Raw genomic sequence first — 17783 nt, 5'->3', positions numbered from 1 at the left:
GATAATAATGTTAAGTAGTGGATGAATTGATTTTTTTGACAAATTCCGGAAGAGAAAGGAAAGAAGATTTCATATCAGCAACAAAATTTTCAAGACCTGCAGGATAAGAGCCAAAGCGCTTAATATAAGATTCAACAGCAGTCTTTTCGGGCTTTTCGGTGGTGAAGGTCAGATACTGGAAAATCGACACTTCTACCCCATATACCTCACCGGTATTTCCCCGCTTGATATAAACCTCCTTGAATTTTCCACGCCCGGTCTTGTTTTCCAGGGCATTGATGGTAAAGATCTTGCGCTGCTCTACCTCGCTGAGCGCTAGAAGCTTGGCCACCTCGGTATAGTTACCCCTGAACTTCGACTGGTCCATCAGGCAAATGGTATCAGAACTGGCCAGAATCGAATCCTTAATTACAGCATTTCCGATAATGTCACCCAGTTCTTGAGTCACCACAATAGGCTCTCCCCAGAATTTTCTCATTGTTTTATAGAGGTAGAGGATATAGTTTGCCATTAGTGGAGAGGCAATTGCCTTCCATGCTTCCTCTAAAATCAATGCTTTTCGCTGTCCTGTCCGGTGCCTCATTTTCTGCAGGACCAGATCCATAATTACCAGCGTCACAATTGGAAAAAGAACGCGGTTTTCCTTTATGGAGTCTATTTCGTAGACAATGAAACGCTCTGTAAAGTCGGAAGCATCAGCAGTTTCGTTGAGTAACCGGCCATATTCTCCGCCAATACAGAATTTTTTTAGCACATAGCGGTACTCGTCCAGATCGAAACTTATCTTTTCGCTTTCCTTGATTTCCGAAATCTTATCGAGTGAATAATGATAGAAAGAATCAAAACATAGCGCGTAGTTGGCCTTTCCAAGAAAGAAGTCCGAATAGTAGGCTGAAAGTACATTTGAAAAAACGGTATCTTCAATCTGTGATACGCTACCCTCCGCCCCCTTTAACAGCAGCCCGATGAGTGTTTTAAGAAAATCCTTTTTTTCTATATTATACTCTTTCTCAGAGATAAAAAAGGGATTCATCGTTATCGGATGCGCCTCAGTATAGGTATAATACTTTCCGCTAAAATAGCTGCAGAGTCCGGAGTAGGAATGCCCGACATCAACAATCACGATATCGTAGTTGTAGAGCATGTACTGTTCTAGCAGACTGTTCATAAAAAACGATTTTCCGGTACCCGAACTGCCCAGAACGAATTTTGATCGGTTGGTGATTCTTCCGCTATCCATCGGAAGATCCGCAAGGTCGATACCTACCGGAATGCCTCTTCTGTCTGTAAAACGCATTAGAAACTTAGAAGGCTCGTCGCCCATCAGCCGCTCTTTATAAAACAAGCAAAGCGCTGCATCCGCAGTGGTCAAAAACCAGTCGTATTTTTTCAGTTCCACTGCATTTCCTGGCAAGGCGCTCCTAAAGAGTTCCATCTGGTTGTAGGCATTTTTGGAGGGAATGATTCCCTGCTGAAATAGCGAAGCTTCTATAAAGTTACAGCTGGTATCTAAAAGACCTGATTCAGAGCAGACCAATAAAGAATAGTGGGCATTAACCAGCAGCTGATTTTCTCTTGCGACATCAACGAGCAGCTTGTCAATATCCTCAACACACATTTGATTAGCCGGATCCGGAACGCCCGAATGCCGCTTTCTCTTTAGCTGAAGTTTATTCAGTGTCAGGCCCTGCGAGGGAACCTCAATTAATTGATTATAAACAAGAGCAGAGATTCCGGGAACCGAAGACAAAAAAGAAAGATTGTCTATTGGAAATTCCTGGAGACCTTTCCCGTCGTTGGCCATTAAATATGGCCCTATAGATTCAGGCACATCGATGGAGTCGATATTGACAAGGCTCATGCACCGGACAGCCCTTCCTCCAATACCAATTTCAGTATCTCCTGCTCTTAAATTGTTGAACGAAAAGTGATCTAAAGAGAAATCCATGGCCAGCATTCGAGACACGTAGTGTTCTATCTCATTGCGCGACAATAGTTTTGGCGATATGGACCCACCTTTTAATAGTTCGCTAACCTTAAAAATATTGGACACGAAATCCAGAAGGGCCTTCTTGTCATAAACATACATTGCCCTTCGTTTCACCTGACGGGTGATAATCAGATAGCAAGCATGATCGATATATTCCCTCCCTGAAAAATGCTCATCATATTTTTGCTGCAGGGGCTCACTTTGCTGCGTTGCCTGATAAACTTTTCTGGCAAACACATCCTGCTTTTGAAGGATATACCCATCACCGAGGATCTTGATTATATTAAGTAGCAGAAGATGAAAGGCCTGATAAGCTGCCTCCTCAGCAGAATAAATAAGTACAGGGTTTTCGATGGATATGATGACCGAAAAATCACCCGATTCACCATACAAAATCGAAAGGCCGCTTAGCTCCTCAATCCCGGCATAGGGCAGTTTAAATTCCTGTTTTGCCATAACCCCGCTTTAAATAAATGCGATGAATAAATGTTCCCCTGGATCTGGTTTTATCATGAAGACCGGATGCCTGCTTGAAATGAGTATAGAAAAGCCCACCTGCGACCGAAATGATGGTAACCAGGCCGCCTATATACATATTAAGGAGTGCACCGCTCAGACCGCCCAGTACCAGTCCAAGAGTCAATGAAGAAATCCCGTATGCAATAAACTTTCCTTTGAAACCTCTGTAAACAAGGGGCTTTTGCAGCCCCTTGTAAACTGGATACATTCTCATGCTATACGCCAAAGAAAGCCTTGATCACTACCGATACCAAGACCAGAAAAAGACAGGAACCACCCCAGCCCATAATTTCTTTATTGATGTCTTGATCCCCGGAGTTCCATTTGATGTAAACACGTACCCCACCGATAATACCAACCACGGCACCAATCGCAAGGGTAAGTGTAGACACTGGATCTACATAAGAAGTCAGCGAAGAAGTCGCTGCATTGATGCCCGTTGTTCCGCCGCCGGCCTGGGCGGAAACGGCCTGCGCAAAAGCCAATAGCGCGGCCAATGACAAAAGTTTTTTGCTTTTTCTTGTCATAAAAAATTGATTAAACTTGAATAAAAAATATGCTTACAGCCTGAATAGACCGCGCAAGAATGCGCTGATGAGCGATAAAAACAGGCAGGAAAAGAACCAGCCCATAACCTGGGCATCGATGTGGTGCTTGCCCATCTGCCAGTTCGAGTAAATCCTTAATCCCCCAAGGATTCCGGCAATCGCGCCAATGACCAGTACCAGGTCTGAGAGTGAAAAATACCAACCCTTCACCTCTGCCGATGCAGAATAAAATTCCTGGATGCCGGGCTGGGCACTGGCAGAAAAAAAAACTGAAAGCAAAAAAAAAGCAGCTGATGCTGCTTTTGAAAGGAATGAAAAAAACCTCATGAGTTTAATAAGGAATAGCCCTGGTATGTTCGATGAGGTTATCTTTGGCAAGCGAGAAAAGCTCTTTGAGACCAACGCCTCCACTTGAAGAGACCGGACCGCTTGAGATAAGAACTGCTGGCTTTTCTTCCTTGGCGGAATCCGCAGCAGCTTCCTGTGTTTTCTCTTCCAGGGTGATCAGCTCCGGGCTGAAGGTCTCGGCAAAGAAATGCTCATCTTCAATGTTTTCCTCCGTCGAAACCTTGGAAGATATAAACAGGTCAAAGAATAAGTTGAGTAAATAGTAAACCAGATAAACAATAAAGATTGTGGTCAAAAAATCAGTCCAGCTCATGGGTCATATTTTTTAGGGTTTGAGAAATGTATTCGTTCAGCCAGGGATGGCTTTTTAGAAAGCGGTCGAGGGAAAAAACAATTACCCTGCTCATATCAATATTAGAAGCGGTCTTTAGCTGCCTTAGTTTGCTCATTGTGCGCTTATCGATCCTAATCAAGATTTTCTCCTGCCCGTCCATATTGAATTCCTGCAGTGAGGACAGGAAGTTGGAAAGACGCTTGGGGTCCACGGCCACTGTTTTGGCTTTCGGTTCATTACGGACAGGCTTTCCTTCTGCCTTGGTGCCGGGAGATTTTTCAGATAATCCCTTTTGCTCCTCTAGCCTTGTTTTGAGCTGATCGGCAAGAGACTTGATTTCGCTCATGGTGATTTACCTTTCTTCATAAAACCGCCATAAATAAACTCCAGGGCTGGCATAAAAACCGGAATCAGAGAAGCCGGGATATGTACAGTTCCCACGCGCTGAAAATCGATGCGATCAGAAATACAGGGTGAGACTTTTCCGAACCGGGACAATACCTTGTCTACCTCTTCCCTGGTTTCATACTTTACGGTCGTTTTGATCCTGTTTGGTACGTAAACGACGGGAGATGAATTGTTGATCTCCCGACATACAAGAGAAAAGAGCACTGTACTATCCACGGAAAATTCATCATAATTAAACGGGCAGATTATCAGTTCTGCAGAGCTTATGATCGGAATCAATAGATCATCATCCATTTTACCCGGAAGATCAATGAGCACAAACTCTTCACTGTTCTGGTTCAATAATTCCAGTAGCGCGGGAAAATATTTAAGGTCTGAAGGAATAACTTCATAAATGGGATCGTTCTCCAGTATCTTTGCCTTTTCAAACTTTCCTGAAATAGACGCCTGATAATCCATATCAAGTACAGTTACTTTTCTTTTTTTAATCACAGAGAGATAATAGGCCAATAGAAGGCAGAGCGTACTTTTACCGGCACCACCCTTTTGGTTTCCAATGAGTATAACCATATGAATTAATTTTAGCGTGTATTTGTTCTTGCCTTTTTCTGCCGCCTTCTGTTTCTTCCCAAGATCTGCTCATCATCAACGTCATCCGAGATATCAAGATCCAAAGAGAAGTCCCATAGTGAAAGTCCATCTGGATTTACACCGGGCGAATCATTTAGCTCCATACCGGGGCCAGAAAGCAGCATCTCCTCATTCGGAGCAAAATGACTTTGACTGGAAACAATTTCGATGTCCGGATTTTCACCAGCAATCCTTTCAGCCTGAGCACCGGAAGGCATTTCCATAAATTTACCCAGCGCCATAAACTCGCTGCCTTTAAAAACATTTTTCCCTGAATGGTCCAGAATGGTATAGCCATAGGGCGGCTTGTTGTTCTTATAATGGAATACGAACTGAAGACCAAATGAGCTGGAAAGTTTCTCACAAAGCAGGGATGAATAGCCCAGCACCCTGCCCTGCCCTCCACCGGGAAGTTTTTCCCTGATGGGATAACCGTGAGCATCGGTAATCGTTCTATATTTCTCAAAGATCTGTTTCAACTGCTGTCTGCGATCCTTGGAAAACTTACCAGTCGAGATATGCTCCCTTAACCTGGATTGATCAATACTTCCAAGCTGCTCACCAAACTTTGAGATTTTATAAAGCCCATTTTCTAAAGCTATGGCATAGCCTTGTTTTTCAAGAATCATCAGGAACTGCGCAGGAGTAGAAAAACGGTACTGGAGTGCTCTGGATAAAGCCTTTTCAGCATCTATTTTTTCATCTTTACCAATCAGCTTATTAAGTACACGATAGGCACGGATTTTTTCATAGCTGTCGGAAATCTTTTTTCCTTCGCGGTCTATTCTCGAAGAAACCATATGGATATGATTGTTACTCGTATCCTTGTGAAAAATGAGAAGATAGGGCTGATTGCCATATCCCATTCCTTTTAGCCAATTTTCCGCCAAAATTACAAGTTCTTCTTTGCCCAGCGATCTTCCTTTTGGAGAGATCATGGCGTGAAACTGCGGATATACTACCCGTTTATTCCGCGCAGCGAGAGAAGAAAGATAGTTGATATAATCCTGCGGTTTTATTTCCGATAATCCTTCAAGTGCACCAAAACCAGAAACCTTTACAAGCTCCCCCTTATTCTTTTCCACCTTATTGGTGTTATACCTGACCGCTCTGAATGTTTTTGACTTCCAGAGGATTTTTACAATCATATCTTTAAGCCTTTAAGAGCCGGAGCAGTTCACGTGTCGATTTTTCCATAGCCCTAAAAAGAGAAATATAGGTGGAAAATAGCTCATTGAATTTATTTACAACTTCAATAGAGAGCATGCCACGTTTGTTTAATAAGTTGGCATGCCTGGCAAGTTGGTTGATGTTATTACCCGACCTTCCGATTTCAGCGCCGATACCATCAAGCGTTTTCAAAGCCTCAGTAGCACTTAGCATCAAAGACACGGATGAGGGTTTCAATAGCTTTGAGCGGACAAAGTCACTTTCTTTAAGTCCAAGAGAAAGCCAAAGATCTCGCGCCCGGGCATATTCCTCTTCGCTAAGCCTTGCTTTTATAAACCTTGTCCGTTTCCCTTCCAGCTTTAGAGGTCTTCCGTTCTTTTTCCCAGCCATATTTAATGTTTAAAAAGATCCTCCCAAAAAAGAAAAAACTAGTTGCGACGTTTTTTCCATCCCGCTAGCCCCCCTTAGGGCGAAAATAGCGGGCAAGTTATAGGGTTTTTGAGCAACAAAAACACAACTTGCAAGCTAAAAAAACAGGAACATACTTATGTCTGCATCAGGATAAACACTGAGAATAAGGTTCGATTTATATGTTTCCAGTAGAAAACAGCCCCAGCAAAAACAGGCATAAAGTTCCAGTTGTTAGCTTTTTGGAAACAGTCTTTTAGGATAGTTCCAAGCTACCGATATCGCTAAATTTTTAAAGCAAACCACTTTTGCTGAACAGCCGTTTTAGAAAGAATATGATCCTTGAGAAGTATATATTTCAATATAGGAGTATTAGAATACACGACCATACAGATATATGAATATAGCTGTATACATGAATTATAACAGCTAAAGAAAAATAGATTGAGTATTTAGATATATAGAAATCAACATTTACCGACATACTACTATCTGAATATATAAATATCTAAATATCTCCATATATAGCAATGTGATGGTCTTGGATGTCATTAATCAGTAGAGCAATCCATAGCTCCTAATATAACTGCATCTATATTAATAGATAAATAGCTGTACAGGTGCTAACATCATTATACGATTTCAAAAACACATGATTAAAACGGCTTAAAAAACAAAAAAGGGCAAATGCCCCTTGCTAAATTTATCCCCGCCAAAACCCTGCGGCGGGAAATTTTATATTATACGGAACTACTCACGTCAGATCCCTCGATCCGGGCCATACAGGCCTGCCAGTGCGCTTTCACCAAGTTGACGTTATCTCAAGGCTTCGCAGAATTTCCGGCTTTCGGCCGGATAATGTTTCATTCCCAAATGTCAAAGACCAATCGTTTTGTTGGTCAAAAATCATGAGGAAAAATGAGGGGATTTGACACTCTGGCTACAGTGCCTGCGATTTTTCTAAAATTTTAAATAACTCATAAACCCAAAATAATCAGAGGAAACTTACAGCGATTTGATTGCTCGGGTTGGTCTTTTGCCTTTTTGAAAGATAAATTTTGGCACAGTGGGATTAATTCTGCGTGAGAGTTCGATGGAGGAAAGTACCGCGCAGCACTTTCCCATTCCCATTCCTGCCTGGATATCTGCAGCTTTGTCCCTTGTATTTGTCAATAATTCTTAGCCTGTCTTTCGCACCTTCAGCCAATGACTTTTTCGAAAGTAAAGGCTTGCAATTATTCCAAAAAAAAGTAAAGTTATAGATGGGCTTAAAAAAGCGTAAGAACCGGCCGGTCTGCAATAAACAAAGAAGTTTTCTTTATCTTGCTGTACGTGTTATAACCTTATTTCGATAAAATAAAAAAATGGTTTTATTGGCTTACAGATATTTCGGTATTTTTCTAATTTAAAAAGCCGCTGTCCAATAAAGAACGTATATCTACTATAATTATATGAAAATGGATAGTTATCTTGATGAAACGGTCAACGTATATCGCAACGCCGCGTTAAAACCTGATGTTGGCCTTTGTTGCACCACAACTTCGATGAATTCCTTTCCTGGCTTGGAAATACCCAAAATCATGCAGGAAATGAATTATGGCTGTGGCTCTATCGTAAGTTCAAACGATCTCGCTAATGAACCAACTATTCTTTACGTTGGGGTCGGCGGAGGTATGGAACTTTTGCAATTTTCCTATTTTAACCGAAATAACCAGGGAGTTATAGGCGTTGATATCGTGGAAGAAATGCTGCAAAGCTGTGCTGACAATTTACTGGAAGCAGAAAAATTAAACCCCTGGTTCAAAAAGGAGTTTATTGATCTGCGAAAAGGCTCTGCTTTAGCTTTACCTGTAGCAGATAATTCCATAGATGTAGCAGGTCAAAATTGCCTTTTTAATATTTTCAAAGAAAATGACCTCAAAAAAGCGTTAAGAGAGATATACCGGGTGCTAAAACCTGGAGGCAGATTGGTGATGTCTGATCCGGTCTGCGAACAGCCTATGAATGAAGTATTACGTAACGACGACAGGTTACGGGCTTTGTGCCTTACTGGCTCGTTGACATTAAGTGATTATATCAAGAGCATAACCGAGATGGGCTTCGGTACCATAGAAATAAGGGCTAAAAGGCCGTACCGCATTTTGGCTCCTGGTCAATACCCAACTGATGAATTACTTTATATTGAAAGTGTAGAGGTTTGCGCCATTAAAGACCCAATGCCTGCCGACGGCCCTTGTGTATTTACCGGCAAGGCAGCCATCTATTATGGGAAAAATGAATATTTTGACGATGAAAAAGGTCATGTTTTGATGCCTAATCAACCATTAGCCGTGTGTGATAAAACGGCCGGGAATTTAGAAGCATTAAAACGCGATGATATTTTTATCTCCAACTCTACTTGGTTTTATGACGGTGGTGGTTGTTGCTAATTGACTCAGCCGATGAAAATATTTATCACAGGTGTTACCGGTTATATCGGGCAAAAACTGGCGTTGCAATTAGCGACAAATGGCCATATCATACACGCGCTGGTACGTGATGAAAAAAAAGGCAGATCGTTATTAGATCATCCAAACATCCTGTTATTTACAGGAGATATTTTAGAACCCGATTCTCTAATGACTGCCATGGCTGGTTGCGAGCAAGTTTACCACCTCGCAGCCTTGGCGTCGGTATGGCATAAAGATCCGCAACGCTTTCACATCATAAATGTTAAAGGGCTTCAAAACGTTTTAGATGCTTGTTTGCACTTGGGCATTAACAACGTACTTTTCACCTCTACTGCCGGGGTTGTAGGAGATTCAGTGGATGGGAAACCAGTGTGCGAATCGACCAACCCTAACCCAAAATTGGAGACGCTATATGAGCAAAGCAAGGTGGATGCGGAAAAATTGCTGAAGGCCTATATCCCTAAAGGTATCCGGGGCATTATTGTCAACCCCAGCCGGGTGTATGGCCCCGGATTATTAACCGAAAGTAATGGTTTTACCCGCTTGATGAAAATGTACATTACCGGCCATTGGAAGATCAAACCGTGTAATGGAAAAAGCATCGGCAACTATGTCTATATTGATGATACAATAAACGGGCTGATAGCTGCTATGGAAAAAGCTAAATCCGGTGAACGTTATTTGCTGGGTGGTGTTAATGCTAGTTACAATGAGTTTTTTAGCATGGTAGACGAACTCACCGGCATTAAAAGAAAAATGTATAATATCCCTTTACCTGTTATGCTGTTTCTATCTAGAATACAATTGATTTTGGCGCATCTATTTGGAAAAAAGCCAATGATTACCCCTCCTTTTGTACGCAAATACAATAAGCAATGGATAGTTAGCTCGAAAAAGGCAGAGCAGGAAATAGGTTATACTATAATTCCTCTAAGAGAGGGAGTAAGTAAAACGCTTGATTGGCTTAATCAAACTGTTTAACAGCTGCCACTAGTTCATCGTAAGTATAACTCGCTTCATGAAAATTCTTTTTGCCATTTTTAACAATGAGGGTTCCCGGTAGTGTACCAGACCAGTCAGGACTGATTTTCTCGTTGTAAGAGTTTGGCGCCTCGTTAAGCAAGTACACTTCGCCGGTTAATTGGTGGGCTTTTACAAAAGGCTGCACGCCGCTTTCCAGCTTAGATTTTAGGTCGGTGCTGACTAGGATAACCTTTACCGGTTTACCTTTTACCGCCATTTTATACTTTTCAAATTCAGGTAATTCTTTTACACAGGGTTTGCACCAAGTGGCCCAAAAGTTAATGACGTAAGTAGTATCCTTACCTTGTTTAATACGGCTTTCTAATTGTGAAACTTTAATGAGCTTAACCTGCTGTGCATGTAAGTTAAATGAATACAGCAAGTAAAAAGCGATGATATATAAGCATTTATTTGTCATGACTTTTATTATTTTTATCAAGTACTGATTTTATATACGTAGATTTCACTTGAGCAGATTAGGAAGAACCATATATGAAAGTAAGCATAATAATTCCTGTTTTTAACGAAGCCGAGCATATCGGCGAACTAACCAAATATTTAACCCGATTTGGCCATGATAGTTTACAAGAGATTATTGTTGTTGATGGCGGGAGTACTGACGATACACTCTTATGTGCTAAAGAGGCTGGTGCAATAAGTGTGACCTCTCCTCAAAAGGGCCGTGCAGCACAAATGAATTTTGGCGCATCACTCGCTAAAGGCAATTTGCTCTATTTTGTCCATGCCGATACTCTACCGCCCGAAACCTATATAACTGATATTTTAAATGCTATTGAAGCTGGGTTTGATATGGGCAGGTATCTTTCTACTTATAACAGTAAAAGTTGGTTGCTTAAACTGAACGCTTTTTTGAGCCGGTTAGATACTTTTGGAGGTATGGGCGGCGATCAAACGCTATTTATCACCACAAAACTATTTCAGCACACTGGTGGTTTTGACGGAATGATGAAGATAATGGAAGAGTTTGAATTTTGCGCACGGGCAAGGAAACTGGGAAAATATAAAATCATCAAAAAGCCTGTACTTATCTCTGCCAGAAAATACGATACCAATGGATGGTATACCGTTCAAAAAGCCAACTTTACTATTGTAAGAATGTATCTAAATGGGGCAAGCCAGGAAAGCATGGCTTTGAAATATAAGGAGATGCTCAGTTACCGCTAAATATCTATCCCGTTTAACTTTAGATCCGCCACCTCATCTACATCGTGCAATTTTTGCATTAAGCTGTAAGTTAATTCCAGCTGGTTTACGGTTGCTATGGTTTGGTGAGTTACCTGGTCTGTACTCCAGGATTTATCCGTAAATAATTCAGGCACATACCGATTTAAACCTAACAGGTAATACCCGCCATCAAACGTTGGACCAATAACTGCATCATTATCAGCCAACCTATCTATCGCTTGTTCAATTATGGCCGTTTTTAATTGATAACAATCGCTGCCAATAATCATTACCCGTTTAAAACCCTGTTCAAATAACTCTTTAAATGAATTAGACATTCGCTCGCCTAAATCAGCCCCAAACTGTTGCCTTTTGGTATAACCGGGGAAAGTCCAAATATCATGTGCTATCACCTGATCGGTATAATAAATAAATTTATGGCAATTAACAGGAATAGTAATCTGCAGGGTATGGCTTAATAATAAATTATAAACCGCCAACGCTTTTTCATCACCTATCGATTTTGCCAAGCGGGTTTTAACTTTCCCTAACTCCGGATGACGTACAAATATAATGAGTGCTGTTCTCATTGCATCATTAAAATCAGCTGGGATGCTCATCGGTTAACTGTGGTGATTGTTTAAAAAATAGATCCAGCAGAGCATAGCAAGTGCTGCCCATGCAATAGGTGCCAGTATGTAAATCCGTAAGGTTGTTAAATTTCCTGTAACAAGGGCAGGGTTCATTGAAGCCACAGATATAGGCCTTGCAAAAAGCACCTCGAATAAAAACACGCATCCAATGGCAAGCCATGCAAAAATGCCTAGCTCTTTACTCCCTGTAGCTACATTTATAATTTCCAGCATTAAAAAAAAGGTAATTATGACTTCCAAAATAAATGACTGTACCGCAAAAAACCAAAATATAGGTACTTATAAAGTCTGCCAGGTATTTTTTCATTCGGTCAATATTTATTCAGCAACTGCACCGCCGCAACTTGAACCAGAACCTGCGGTACAGCCGTAACAATGTTGTTTTAAAATAATCTTACGATTTTGCAATAAATTTAAATCAAAATCGGCTATATGCTGCGAGGTATCCGGGCTAACTTTCAGATCAAGCATTTGGTTAAAATCACAATCGTAAAGGTAACCGTCCCACCCTACCGAAATTGTGTTGCGGCACATTACATTTTTAACTGCAGCCGGGTTAAATGCACCAACCAGCTTTTCCATGTAATTATCATAATTACCAGTTGTCAACAGATAATCCAGGTAGCGGCTAATAGGCATATTGGTAATAGCAAAGAGGTTATTGAAACTGATGTTATAATTTTTCATCAATTCAAACTTGTATTCCTTCTCCAGCGCATCCTGTGATGGTGGCAAAAAAGCCCCTGCCGGATTATAAACCAAGTTTAGGATTAGCCCTGTATTGGCCATCCCGTACCCAACAGTATTCAGCATTTGGAGTGCTTTAATAGAATCTTCAAAAACACCATCACCACGTTGCTTATCCGTCCTGTCCTGTGTAAAACTTGGTAAAGAGGAAACCACTTCTATTTGATGTCGTTTAAAAAATTCCGGCAGATCATGAAAACGCTTATTGGCTAAGATAATCGTGAGGTTACATCGCACAATTATATGTTTCCCTAAAGCCTTAATCTGCTCTACGAACCATCTAAAATCAGGGTTTAGTTCAGGGGCACCACCCGTTAAGTCAACTATTTTAATTGGAGATTCGGCTAACACATTCAAGCAAAGTTGCATAGTTTCTTGCGTCATTATCTCTTTACGATCCGGCCCAGCATCAACATGACAATGTTTGCAAACCTGGTTACACATTTTACCCATGTTTACCTGGAAAATGTCTACACCACTGGCCAACAGTGGAAACATACCTATGTCTGCAACTTTCTCTTTGAACGAAGTATGTTTGTGCGTTGGGCTGTGCTCTAATATATCCAATTGGTAGGAACTATTAGCCAAGGGGTTTTGCAGAACTTTTAAGGATTTGATCATTACATACTAATTTTTTTCACCTTGTTCATCATTTGCACGCCATGTACCAATACTGCGCCACCTTTAATAGCCGATGCCACATGCACAGCTTCCATCATCTGTGATTCGTTAAAGCCTTTTTCATAGGCATCGCTACTGTAGGCATCGATACAGTAAGGACATTGTACCGCATGGGCCACCGCCAAAGCAATTAATGATTTTTCCTTGGCCGTCAGTGCACCATCCTTAAATACTTCGCCATAATAGGAAAAAAACTTATCGGCCATGTCCTTTTGGTATTCACCGATATTCCCAAATTTACCGAGGTCTTCGGCATTGTAATAATGATCAGCCATTGTTTTAAGATTTATAATTGTTCAAATATAAACTCCAGTCGTACTTTTTAAAATGGATCTTCGGTTTAGTCCCTTCGGGGATGATCTTATAATTTATTAATACTTCCAATATGCCTTTCTTCCCTCCGAAATCACGACGAAACCAGCCCATCAAGGCTGGAACCTCAACGGTATTTTGCACTTTATTGTAAATTACCTCACCTTTTAAATAGGTTTTAACTGCTACAACTAACTGCTTATCCAATTGCTCAGGATCATAAAAAGCAATTGGAGGGCAGCTTTTAGCCCCACAGTTTAAAGCAAAATGGATACGGTAATCCAATTTATCAACACGAAATTGCTTTTCAAATCTAGAAGGAAAAGCCTTACCTAAAAAACCTTCGGCCCATTTAACTTTACTATGCCGCAATATACCATGCTCTATCAAGTCAAGGCTTAACTGCTGCCCCGCAACGTCGATTTGTTTACTGGAAAAAAAGGAACCGCGGGTTTTATATTGGTCCGGATCTTTATTTAATAGCACCTGGGTAAATCCGTTATAAAGATTTAACCAAAATGCCAGTTTTTTATGGTCGTTACTTAGCTGTGCCGCTATCCGGTTTTTATCGGCATTTTTTAAGCTATCAATATAAGCAGCCGTACTATCACCTGTTTTAGCTGCATATAGAAAATTTTGCGATAACTTTATATAGTCAGGCCCATTGATTGTATTTTGCTGAGCATTGGCCAATGCCGTTGTCAACAGAAAAAACAAAATAAAAGCTGATCTAATGAAACGTTTCAAAAGCATACTTAAATTACGTAATTAAATTTCTTATGGTTTTATGATAGGGAATATGAATGTGTTTTGTAACACTATCATAAATATTCAATTTAAATAATCCTTTACTTCAACGATAATCTGGCACAAATACATTTCTCATACCACGCCTCATTTACAAAATCTGATACCCATCTGGCGCAAACGTCTTGCTGGTACTAATATATTCAAAAAACCAATCAATATAACATCAATTACACTCTAAAGAAGAGGCAAGAAAAGAGCATCATGAGCTTAATTCAGAATTCAAATAGAGCGTAGAGATCCAACTCTCTGAGATTGAGGATCGTTTCTGGATTATAGCAGAATGTACCGAATTGCTTATTTCCGTCGGAGATGAGGATAATAACGGTAATATTTCAACAAACACAGGGAAAATGTCACCTTTAGTACAATGGATGGGAATACTATAATTTTAAAATATAATCTAATTTTGCTTCCTTGTAGATTTATTAGAAACACCATCGAGAACAAAAATTATGGAACACCAGATCAACCAAATGCAAAAAGATATAACTGGCCTTAAATGGTATGCAGTTATTGTAACGATACTTCTTTTAGTTTTATTAACTTCCTCGATCTTTTTTCTAAGAACTAGAAAATTTGAAGAAATTTCAGCTGAACGGATAAACATAATAGAAAAAGACGGCAATTTAAGAATGGTTCTATCCAATAAAAGTCGCTCTCCAGAATTTCTAGCCTATGGAAAGGGAATCACGCCATCAATACCCGCAGGATTACGCCCAGGATTGATCTTTTTTAATGATGAGGGAACAGAAAATGGAGGACTTGTTTTCATGGGAGGAAAGGACAGTGTAGGAAATTATAATGCTACGGGCCATCTTTCCTTCGATCAATACAATCAAAATCAGGTAATATACCTCCAATATTCAGACACAAACGGAAGTCAAAACACTGGTCTACATATAGATGATTGGCAAACGAAACCTGATTTCTGGGATTGGCGTGCTAAATACAAGCAAGCGCAATTATTGCCGGAAGGTGAGCGGAAAACAGCAATACTTAACCAGCTTATGGAACCTAAACCGGGACAAAAGGCATATGCACAGCGCGTGTTTGTAGGAAAAGACGACGCAAAAACCGCTATGGTAACTTTAGCTGATAGATCAGGAAAACCACGTATACAGATGCAGGTTGACTCCAACGGAAAGGCGATGTTGAATTTTCTCGATGAGCATGGAAAAGTAACCAGTAGCTTTCCAAAATAAAAGCGACAAACCTTTATCCAGTTTAAACCCACTGAAAGCATACAATAATCGTAACCTTTTTGGATGAACTGCTGTTTATATACCCCGATTTTCAAATATTCCCCCTCATGTTACCCCATTATCAATGAGCTGATAAATATTTGAAAATCGGTGTAAAGAACTCAAATTTCATCCCCTGTTTACCAAGGAATCTTTTTTAATTTAGGCAACATATCCTCCTGTACACATTTCGGCAGAATGATATTCAAGGCCCAACACATCTTAAAAACCCAGGCCTCATCCTATTTACACCCATTAGCTCAAAGTCACTTACGAAATGCTTTGGGTACGTAGCTATTCTTTTTAGCGATATAGTCCTCAATCTTCCCCCTCATTTCATCCAGATACTTGGTATAACTTACATTCTTTCTTCTGCCGATCGATATAAACTTACGATAGGCAACACCCAGATCAATACTTAAGCTCTGCTCCAGCCAGGCTACAACATCTGCAATCTCCAGCTTTCCACCATTAATAGAGCCAGAAAGAAAAATACCATAAGCAAGCTCTACCAGTTTGATCTTCTCATCTGTCCATTGAAGTTTTCCTTTCACTAGCAATATATCAGCAGGCAGAACCGGTTCAGGGCGAATGTAGATCAGCCTTATCCTTTCTATAATATAATCCTGCAGTTTTTCAAGCGCCCTGAACTTTGCAAAATTATAATCCTGATTAGTAGAGAAACAATCTTCAAAAACACCAATCACGCCAGCTCCCGCTACCTCAGGCAATAGTACATCTAAATTACGGCGAAGAAAAAAAGCATCATCCATAGCCTCTTCTTCCCGCTGATAATAATCATACAAAAAACTGTGCTGCAAGTAAAAACGCTTTATAAAGGAAAGCTCCGAGAGGTAATAATCCTTTACCATATCCTCTGTACCCCGAGGCACACCTGAAATCAGATTATAGAGTTCAACTTCATATATATATAGCATATAAAACCTCGGCTTCACGAATTTAAAAAACATCACCTCTTCCCAGTCCATGAGAAAGCCATTAGTCTCTACACGATCCCTCAATACTTTCAGCGCTCGTGAAATTGTAGCCAGTCGAGCGGGATAAAACGCAGCGTCATTGCCAAGGTCTATTAATTCACCCTCAAGTTTATAATACAGGTTATCAAAAAATTCAGTATCCATAAATAAAAAATTAATTCATAAATTTTATAGAATTGAGTTAAGCCAACGATTTATCTAACCTAACCAGCGTGGCCTCAAACAGATATATGCCTATCTCCATATATCAAAATACGAATATTCGAATATCAATTATCGCTCAACCGCGAGCCCCGGGTTGTTGGCAGTAACACTTAAAGCCGGTGCTACTTTATGCTCAAATCTTAAGCTGGCAACAAGCTTCTCATTATAATCCTTGAAACCAGCATAAACCCAGGAGCAGTCCCTGCTCAGCTCCACATCCGCCACAAATTCACCAGTTGCCACCCTGCCCGCCCTATCATGGTCAAAATACAGTTCAACAACATCAAATTTAGCTGCCCTGGCTTTTGCAGTCTGCAGCAGAGAGAGCGAATTTAGCACGAGGACCGAAGCAGGATCCTTCTCATGTTCTACCCTCCAGCTCAAAAAATCAAAATAACCCTCAAACACGCAAAGCCTTTTAGCCGATCCCTCTAAAAAACTCACCCCCTTATGTCCAAGGCATCCCTTGAAATGCTTATTCCTTACTTCCCATCCTCCATTCTCATTAGGCCAGCCAGCAGCAAAGAAATTGCGAAGCCTATTTTTATCATCCAGAACAGAATAATAAACCTCATACAGATGTTCCTTAGAAACTGCACCAATACCTCGGCTGTCCAGATAAGCGCTTATCGCAAGATTACTTCCCAATTCCTCCATCCTTTCGATCTCATATCGTGGAACTCTGGCAGGCCGCTCACTTTGAACCTTACCGGCAGAAATACTTTCAGAAGGGTCAACGCTGACATTGGCATACTCCACAATCTTGTGCAACACTTCCGGAAAACCAGACGGATACCAATAGGCCAAAGCGAAATCAATTATACTTCCGCTTCTGATCCCCGACACCCCTGCCCCACCATGGTCAAACCACACCCCAAGCTTATCATTCACACAAAGCGAGGGTGTATATTCTTCCCGTAACATGCTCAGGAAAAAATGCTCTCCTCCGGATACCTTTTGCGGAGTGAATCCTAGATTCTTCAAAAGATCAAGTAGCGATACCTTCTCTTTAATCTCATTAACATTTAGAAAAACTGACATAATATTTAATTAATTCATTAAAATATTGGAAGCAAACAATGACGACCAAAGCGCTAAAACGCTTTCAATTTTCATATACTGGT

Annotated in this window: 21 protein-coding genes; 4 read left to right on the top strand and 17 right to left on the bottom strand. The window is 40.6% G+C overall.

All coding sequences use genetic code 11. The features are described from left to right. Window positions 1–10 precede the first annotated feature (10 nt). Genes ABD769_RS00890 through ABD769_RS00850 form a run of 9 tightly spaced genes read right to left on the bottom strand, consistent with a single transcriptional unit; the run spans window position 11 to window position 6337 of the window. Window positions 11–2446, bottom strand: coding sequence for a TraG family conjugative transposon ATPase (locus ABD769_RS00890; RefSeq protein WP_344848460.1), 2436 nt, complete (start codon window positions 2444–2446; stop codon window positions 11–13). Beyond that, window positions 2427–2717, bottom strand: a complete 291-nt coding sequence (locus tag ABD769_RS00885; RefSeq protein ID WP_344848457.1) for a DUF4133 domain-containing protein — start codon at window positions 2715–2717, stop codon at window positions 2427–2429. Before ABD769_RS00885 ends, ABD769_RS00890 begins: the two co-directional genes overlap by 20 nt. 7 nt (window positions 2718–2724) lie before the next feature. Beyond that, on the bottom strand, window positions 2725–3036 hold the full coding sequence (locus tag ABD769_RS00880) for a DUF4134 domain-containing protein (RefSeq protein ID WP_344848454.1): 312 nt from the start codon (window positions 3034–3036) through the stop codon (window positions 2725–2727). Window positions 3037–3069: 33 nt separating this feature from the next. Beyond that, window positions 3070–3384 (bottom strand): DUF4134 family protein, encoded by a 315-nt coding sequence (locus ABD769_RS00875; RefSeq protein WP_344848451.1) that lies wholly within the window; start codon window positions 3382–3384, stop codon window positions 3070–3072. A 4-nt stretch (window positions 3385–3388) separates the two neighbouring features. Continuing rightward, on the bottom strand, window positions 3389–3718 hold the full coding sequence (locus ABD769_RS00870; RefSeq protein ID WP_344848448.1) for a hypothetical protein: 330 nt from the start codon (window positions 3716–3718) through the stop codon (window positions 3389–3391). Beyond that, entirely contained in the window at window positions 3705–4085 is a 381-nt protein-coding gene (locus ABD769_RS00865; RefSeq protein ID WP_344848446.1) for a hypothetical protein, read from the bottom strand. Before ABD769_RS00865 ends, ABD769_RS00870 begins: the two co-directional genes overlap by 14 nt. Continuing rightward, entirely contained in the window at window positions 4082–4717 is a 636-nt protein-coding gene (locus ABD769_RS00860; RefSeq protein ID WP_344848441.1) for a ParA family protein, read from the bottom strand. Before ABD769_RS00860 ends, ABD769_RS00865 begins: the two co-directional genes overlap by 4 nt. An 11-nt stretch (window positions 4718–4728) precedes the next feature. Next, the gene (locus ABD769_RS00855; protein WP_344848438.1) at window positions 4729–5925 is read right to left on the bottom strand and encodes a relaxase/mobilization nuclease domain-containing protein; all 1197 of its coding nucleotides are present in this window, start codon (window positions 5923–5925) and stop codon (window positions 4729–4731) included. A 4-nt stretch (window positions 5926–5929) separates the two neighbouring features. Continuing rightward, window positions 5930–6337 (bottom strand): plasmid mobilization protein, encoded by a 408-nt coding sequence (locus tag ABD769_RS00850; RefSeq protein ID WP_344848435.1) that lies wholly within the window; start codon window positions 6335–6337, stop codon window positions 5930–5932. A 1475-nt stretch (window positions 6338–7812) separates the two neighbouring features. On the opposite strand from ABD769_RS00850, the gene arsM reads away from it, so the two are divergent. Together arsM and ABD769_RS00840 are read left to right on the top strand one after the other, a co-directional pair. Beyond that, window positions 7813–8784 (top strand): arsenosugar biosynthesis arsenite methyltransferase ArsM, encoded by a 972-nt coding sequence (gene arsM, locus ABD769_RS00845; RefSeq protein ID WP_344848432.1) that lies wholly within the window; start codon window positions 7813–7815, stop codon window positions 8782–8784. A 12-nt stretch (window positions 8785–8796) separates the two neighbouring features. Continuing rightward, window positions 8797–9786, top strand: coding sequence for an NAD-dependent epimerase/dehydratase family protein (locus ABD769_RS00840; RefSeq protein ID WP_344848430.1), 990 nt, complete (start codon window positions 8797–8799; stop codon window positions 9784–9786). Here the strand turns inward: ABD769_RS00840 and ABD769_RS00835 are convergent. Continuing rightward, complete coding sequence (locus ABD769_RS00835) at window positions 9770–10246, bottom strand: TlpA disulfide reductase family protein (protein ID WP_344848428.1); 477 nt, start codon at window positions 10244–10246, stop codon at window positions 9770–9772. The genes ABD769_RS00840 and ABD769_RS00835 overlap by 17 nt on opposite strands. A 74-nt stretch (window positions 10247–10320) precedes the next feature. Between ABD769_RS00835 and ABD769_RS00830 the strand changes: the two genes are divergently transcribed. Beyond that, on the top strand, window positions 10321–11013 hold the full coding sequence (locus ABD769_RS00830; protein WP_344848425.1) for a TIGR04283 family arsenosugar biosynthesis glycosyltransferase: 693 nt from the start codon (window positions 10321–10323) through the stop codon (window positions 11011–11013). On the opposite strand, the gene ABD769_RS00825 is transcribed toward ABD769_RS00830, so the two are convergent. Genes ABD769_RS00825 through ABD769_RS00805 form a run of 5 tightly spaced genes read right to left on the bottom strand, consistent with a single transcriptional unit; the run spans window position 11010 to window position 14153 of the window. After that, window positions 11010–11633 (bottom strand): TIGR04282 family arsenosugar biosynthesis glycosyltransferase, encoded by a 624-nt coding sequence (locus ABD769_RS00825; RefSeq protein WP_344848422.1) that lies wholly within the window; start codon window positions 11631–11633, stop codon window positions 11010–11012. The genes ABD769_RS00830 and ABD769_RS00825 overlap by 4 nt on opposite strands. Before the next feature lie 3 nt (window positions 11634–11636). After that, a complete protein-coding gene (locus tag ABD769_RS00820; RefSeq protein WP_344849531.1) occupies window positions 11637–11939 on the bottom strand; it encodes an aquaporin in 303 nt (100 codons plus the stop codon). A 45-nt stretch (window positions 11940–11984) separates the two neighbouring features. After that, window positions 11985–13034, bottom strand: a complete 1050-nt coding sequence (gene arsS / locus ABD769_RS00815) for an arsenosugar biosynthesis radical SAM (seleno)protein ArsS (RefSeq protein WP_344848419.1) — start codon at window positions 13032–13034, stop codon at window positions 11985–11987. Then, on the bottom strand, window positions 13034–13369 hold the full coding sequence (locus tag ABD769_RS00810) for an arsenosugar biosynthesis-associated peroxidase-like protein (RefSeq protein ID WP_344848416.1): 336 nt from the start codon (window positions 13367–13369) through the stop codon (window positions 13034–13036). Before ABD769_RS00810 ends, arsS begins: the two co-directional genes overlap by 1 nt. A gap of 4 nt (window positions 13370–13373) precedes the next feature. Further along, window positions 13374–14153, bottom strand: coding sequence for a DUF547 domain-containing protein (locus ABD769_RS00805; RefSeq protein ID WP_344848413.1), 780 nt, complete (start codon window positions 14151–14153; stop codon window positions 13374–13376). Window positions 14154–14668: 515 nt separating this feature from the next. Between ABD769_RS00805 and ABD769_RS00800 the strand changes: the two genes are divergently transcribed. After that, window positions 14669–15418 (top strand): hypothetical protein, encoded by a 750-nt coding sequence (locus ABD769_RS00800; protein ID WP_344848410.1) that lies wholly within the window; start codon window positions 14669–14671, stop codon window positions 15416–15418. A gap of 305 nt (window positions 15419–15723) precedes the next feature. Here the strand turns inward: ABD769_RS00800 and ABD769_RS00795 are convergent, their stop codons facing one another. Continuing rightward, window positions 15724–16599, bottom strand: a complete 876-nt coding sequence (locus ABD769_RS00795; RefSeq protein ID WP_344848408.1) for an RteC domain-containing protein — start codon at window positions 16597–16599, stop codon at window positions 15724–15726. A 129-nt stretch (window positions 16600–16728) separates the two neighbouring features. Beyond that, window positions 16729–17700, bottom strand: a complete 972-nt coding sequence (locus ABD769_RS00790; protein WP_344848405.1) for a toprim domain-containing protein — start codon at window positions 17698–17700, stop codon at window positions 16729–16731. Window positions 17701–17783 lie beyond the last annotated feature (83 nt).

The organism is Pedobacter jeongneungensis, from assembly GCF_039538295.1.
Taxonomy (GTDB): Bacteria; Bacteroidota; Bacteroidia; order Sphingobacteriales; family Sphingobacteriaceae; genus Pedobacter; species Pedobacter jeongneungensis.
The sequence above is the reverse complement of the archived record's forward strand: the minus strand, read 5'-3'. Positions and strand labels throughout refer to the sequence as shown.

Bases quoted from the DNA above. Each gene is read 5' to 3' on its own strand.
- ABD769_RS00890 (WP_344848460.1), bottom strand. From the start codon at position 2,446: ATGGCAAAACAGGAATTTAAACTGCCCTATGCCGGGATTGAGGAGCTA.
- ABD769_RS00885 (WP_344848457.1), bottom strand. From the start codon at position 2,717: ATGTATCCAGTTTACAAGGGGCTGCAAAAGCCCCTTGTTTACAGAGGT.
- ABD769_RS00880 (WP_344848454.1), bottom strand. From the start codon at position 3,036: ATGACAAGAAAAAGCAAAAAACTTTTGTCATTGGCCGCGCTATTGGCT.
- ABD769_RS00875 (WP_344848451.1), bottom strand. From the start codon at position 3,384: ATGAGGTTTTTTTCATTCCTTTCAAAAGCAGCATCAGCTGCTTTTTTT.
- ABD769_RS00870 (WP_344848448.1), bottom strand. From the start codon at position 3,718: ATGAGCTGGACTGATTTTTTGACCACAATCTTTATTGTTTATCTGGTT.
- ABD769_RS00865 (WP_344848446.1), bottom strand. From the start codon at position 4,085: ATGAGCGAAATCAAGTCTCTTGCCGATCAGCTCAAAACAAGGCTAGAG.
- ABD769_RS00860 (WP_344848441.1), bottom strand. From the start codon at position 4,717: ATGGTTATACTCATTGGAAACCAAAAGGGTGGTGCCGGTAAAAGTACG.
- ABD769_RS00855 (WP_344848438.1), bottom strand. From the start codon at position 5,925: ATGATTGTAAAAATCCTCTGGAAGTCAAAAACATTCAGAGCGGTCAGG.
- ABD769_RS00850 (WP_344848435.1), bottom strand. From the start codon at position 6,337: ATGGCTGGGAAAAAGAACGGAAGACCTCTAAAGCTGGAAGGGAAACGG.
- arsM (WP_344848432.1), top strand. From the start codon at position 7,813: ATGGATAGTTATCTTGATGAAACGGTCAACGTATATCGCAACGCCGCG.
- ABD769_RS00840 (WP_344848430.1), top strand. From the start codon at position 8,797: ATGAAAATATTTATCACAGGTGTTACCGGTTATATCGGGCAAAAACTG.
- ABD769_RS00835 (WP_344848428.1), bottom strand. From the start codon at position 10,246: ATGACAAATAAATGCTTATATATCATCGCTTTTTACTTGCTGTATTCA.
- ABD769_RS00830 (WP_344848425.1), top strand. From the start codon at position 10,321: ATGAAAGTAAGCATAATAATTCCTGTTTTTAACGAAGCCGAGCATATC.
- ABD769_RS00825 (WP_344848422.1), bottom strand. From the start codon at position 11,633: ATGAGCATCCCAGCTGATTTTAATGATGCAATGAGAACAGCACTCATT.
- arsS (WP_344848419.1), bottom strand. From the start codon at position 13,034: ATGATCAAATCCTTAAAAGTTCTGCAAAACCCCTTGGCTAATAGTTCC.
- ABD769_RS00810 (WP_344848416.1), bottom strand. From the start codon at position 13,369: ATGGCTGATCATTATTACAATGCCGAAGACCTCGGTAAATTTGGGAAT.
- ABD769_RS00800 (WP_344848410.1), top strand. From the start codon at position 14,669: ATGGAACACCAGATCAACCAAATGCAAAAAGATATAACTGGCCTTAAA.
- ABD769_RS00795 (WP_344848408.1), bottom strand. From the start codon at position 16,599: ATGGATACTGAATTTTTTGATAACCTGTATTATAAACTTGAGGGTGAA.
- ABD769_RS00790 (WP_344848405.1), bottom strand. From the start codon at position 17,700: ATGTCAGTTTTTCTAAATGTTAATGAGATTAAAGAGAAGGTATCGCTA.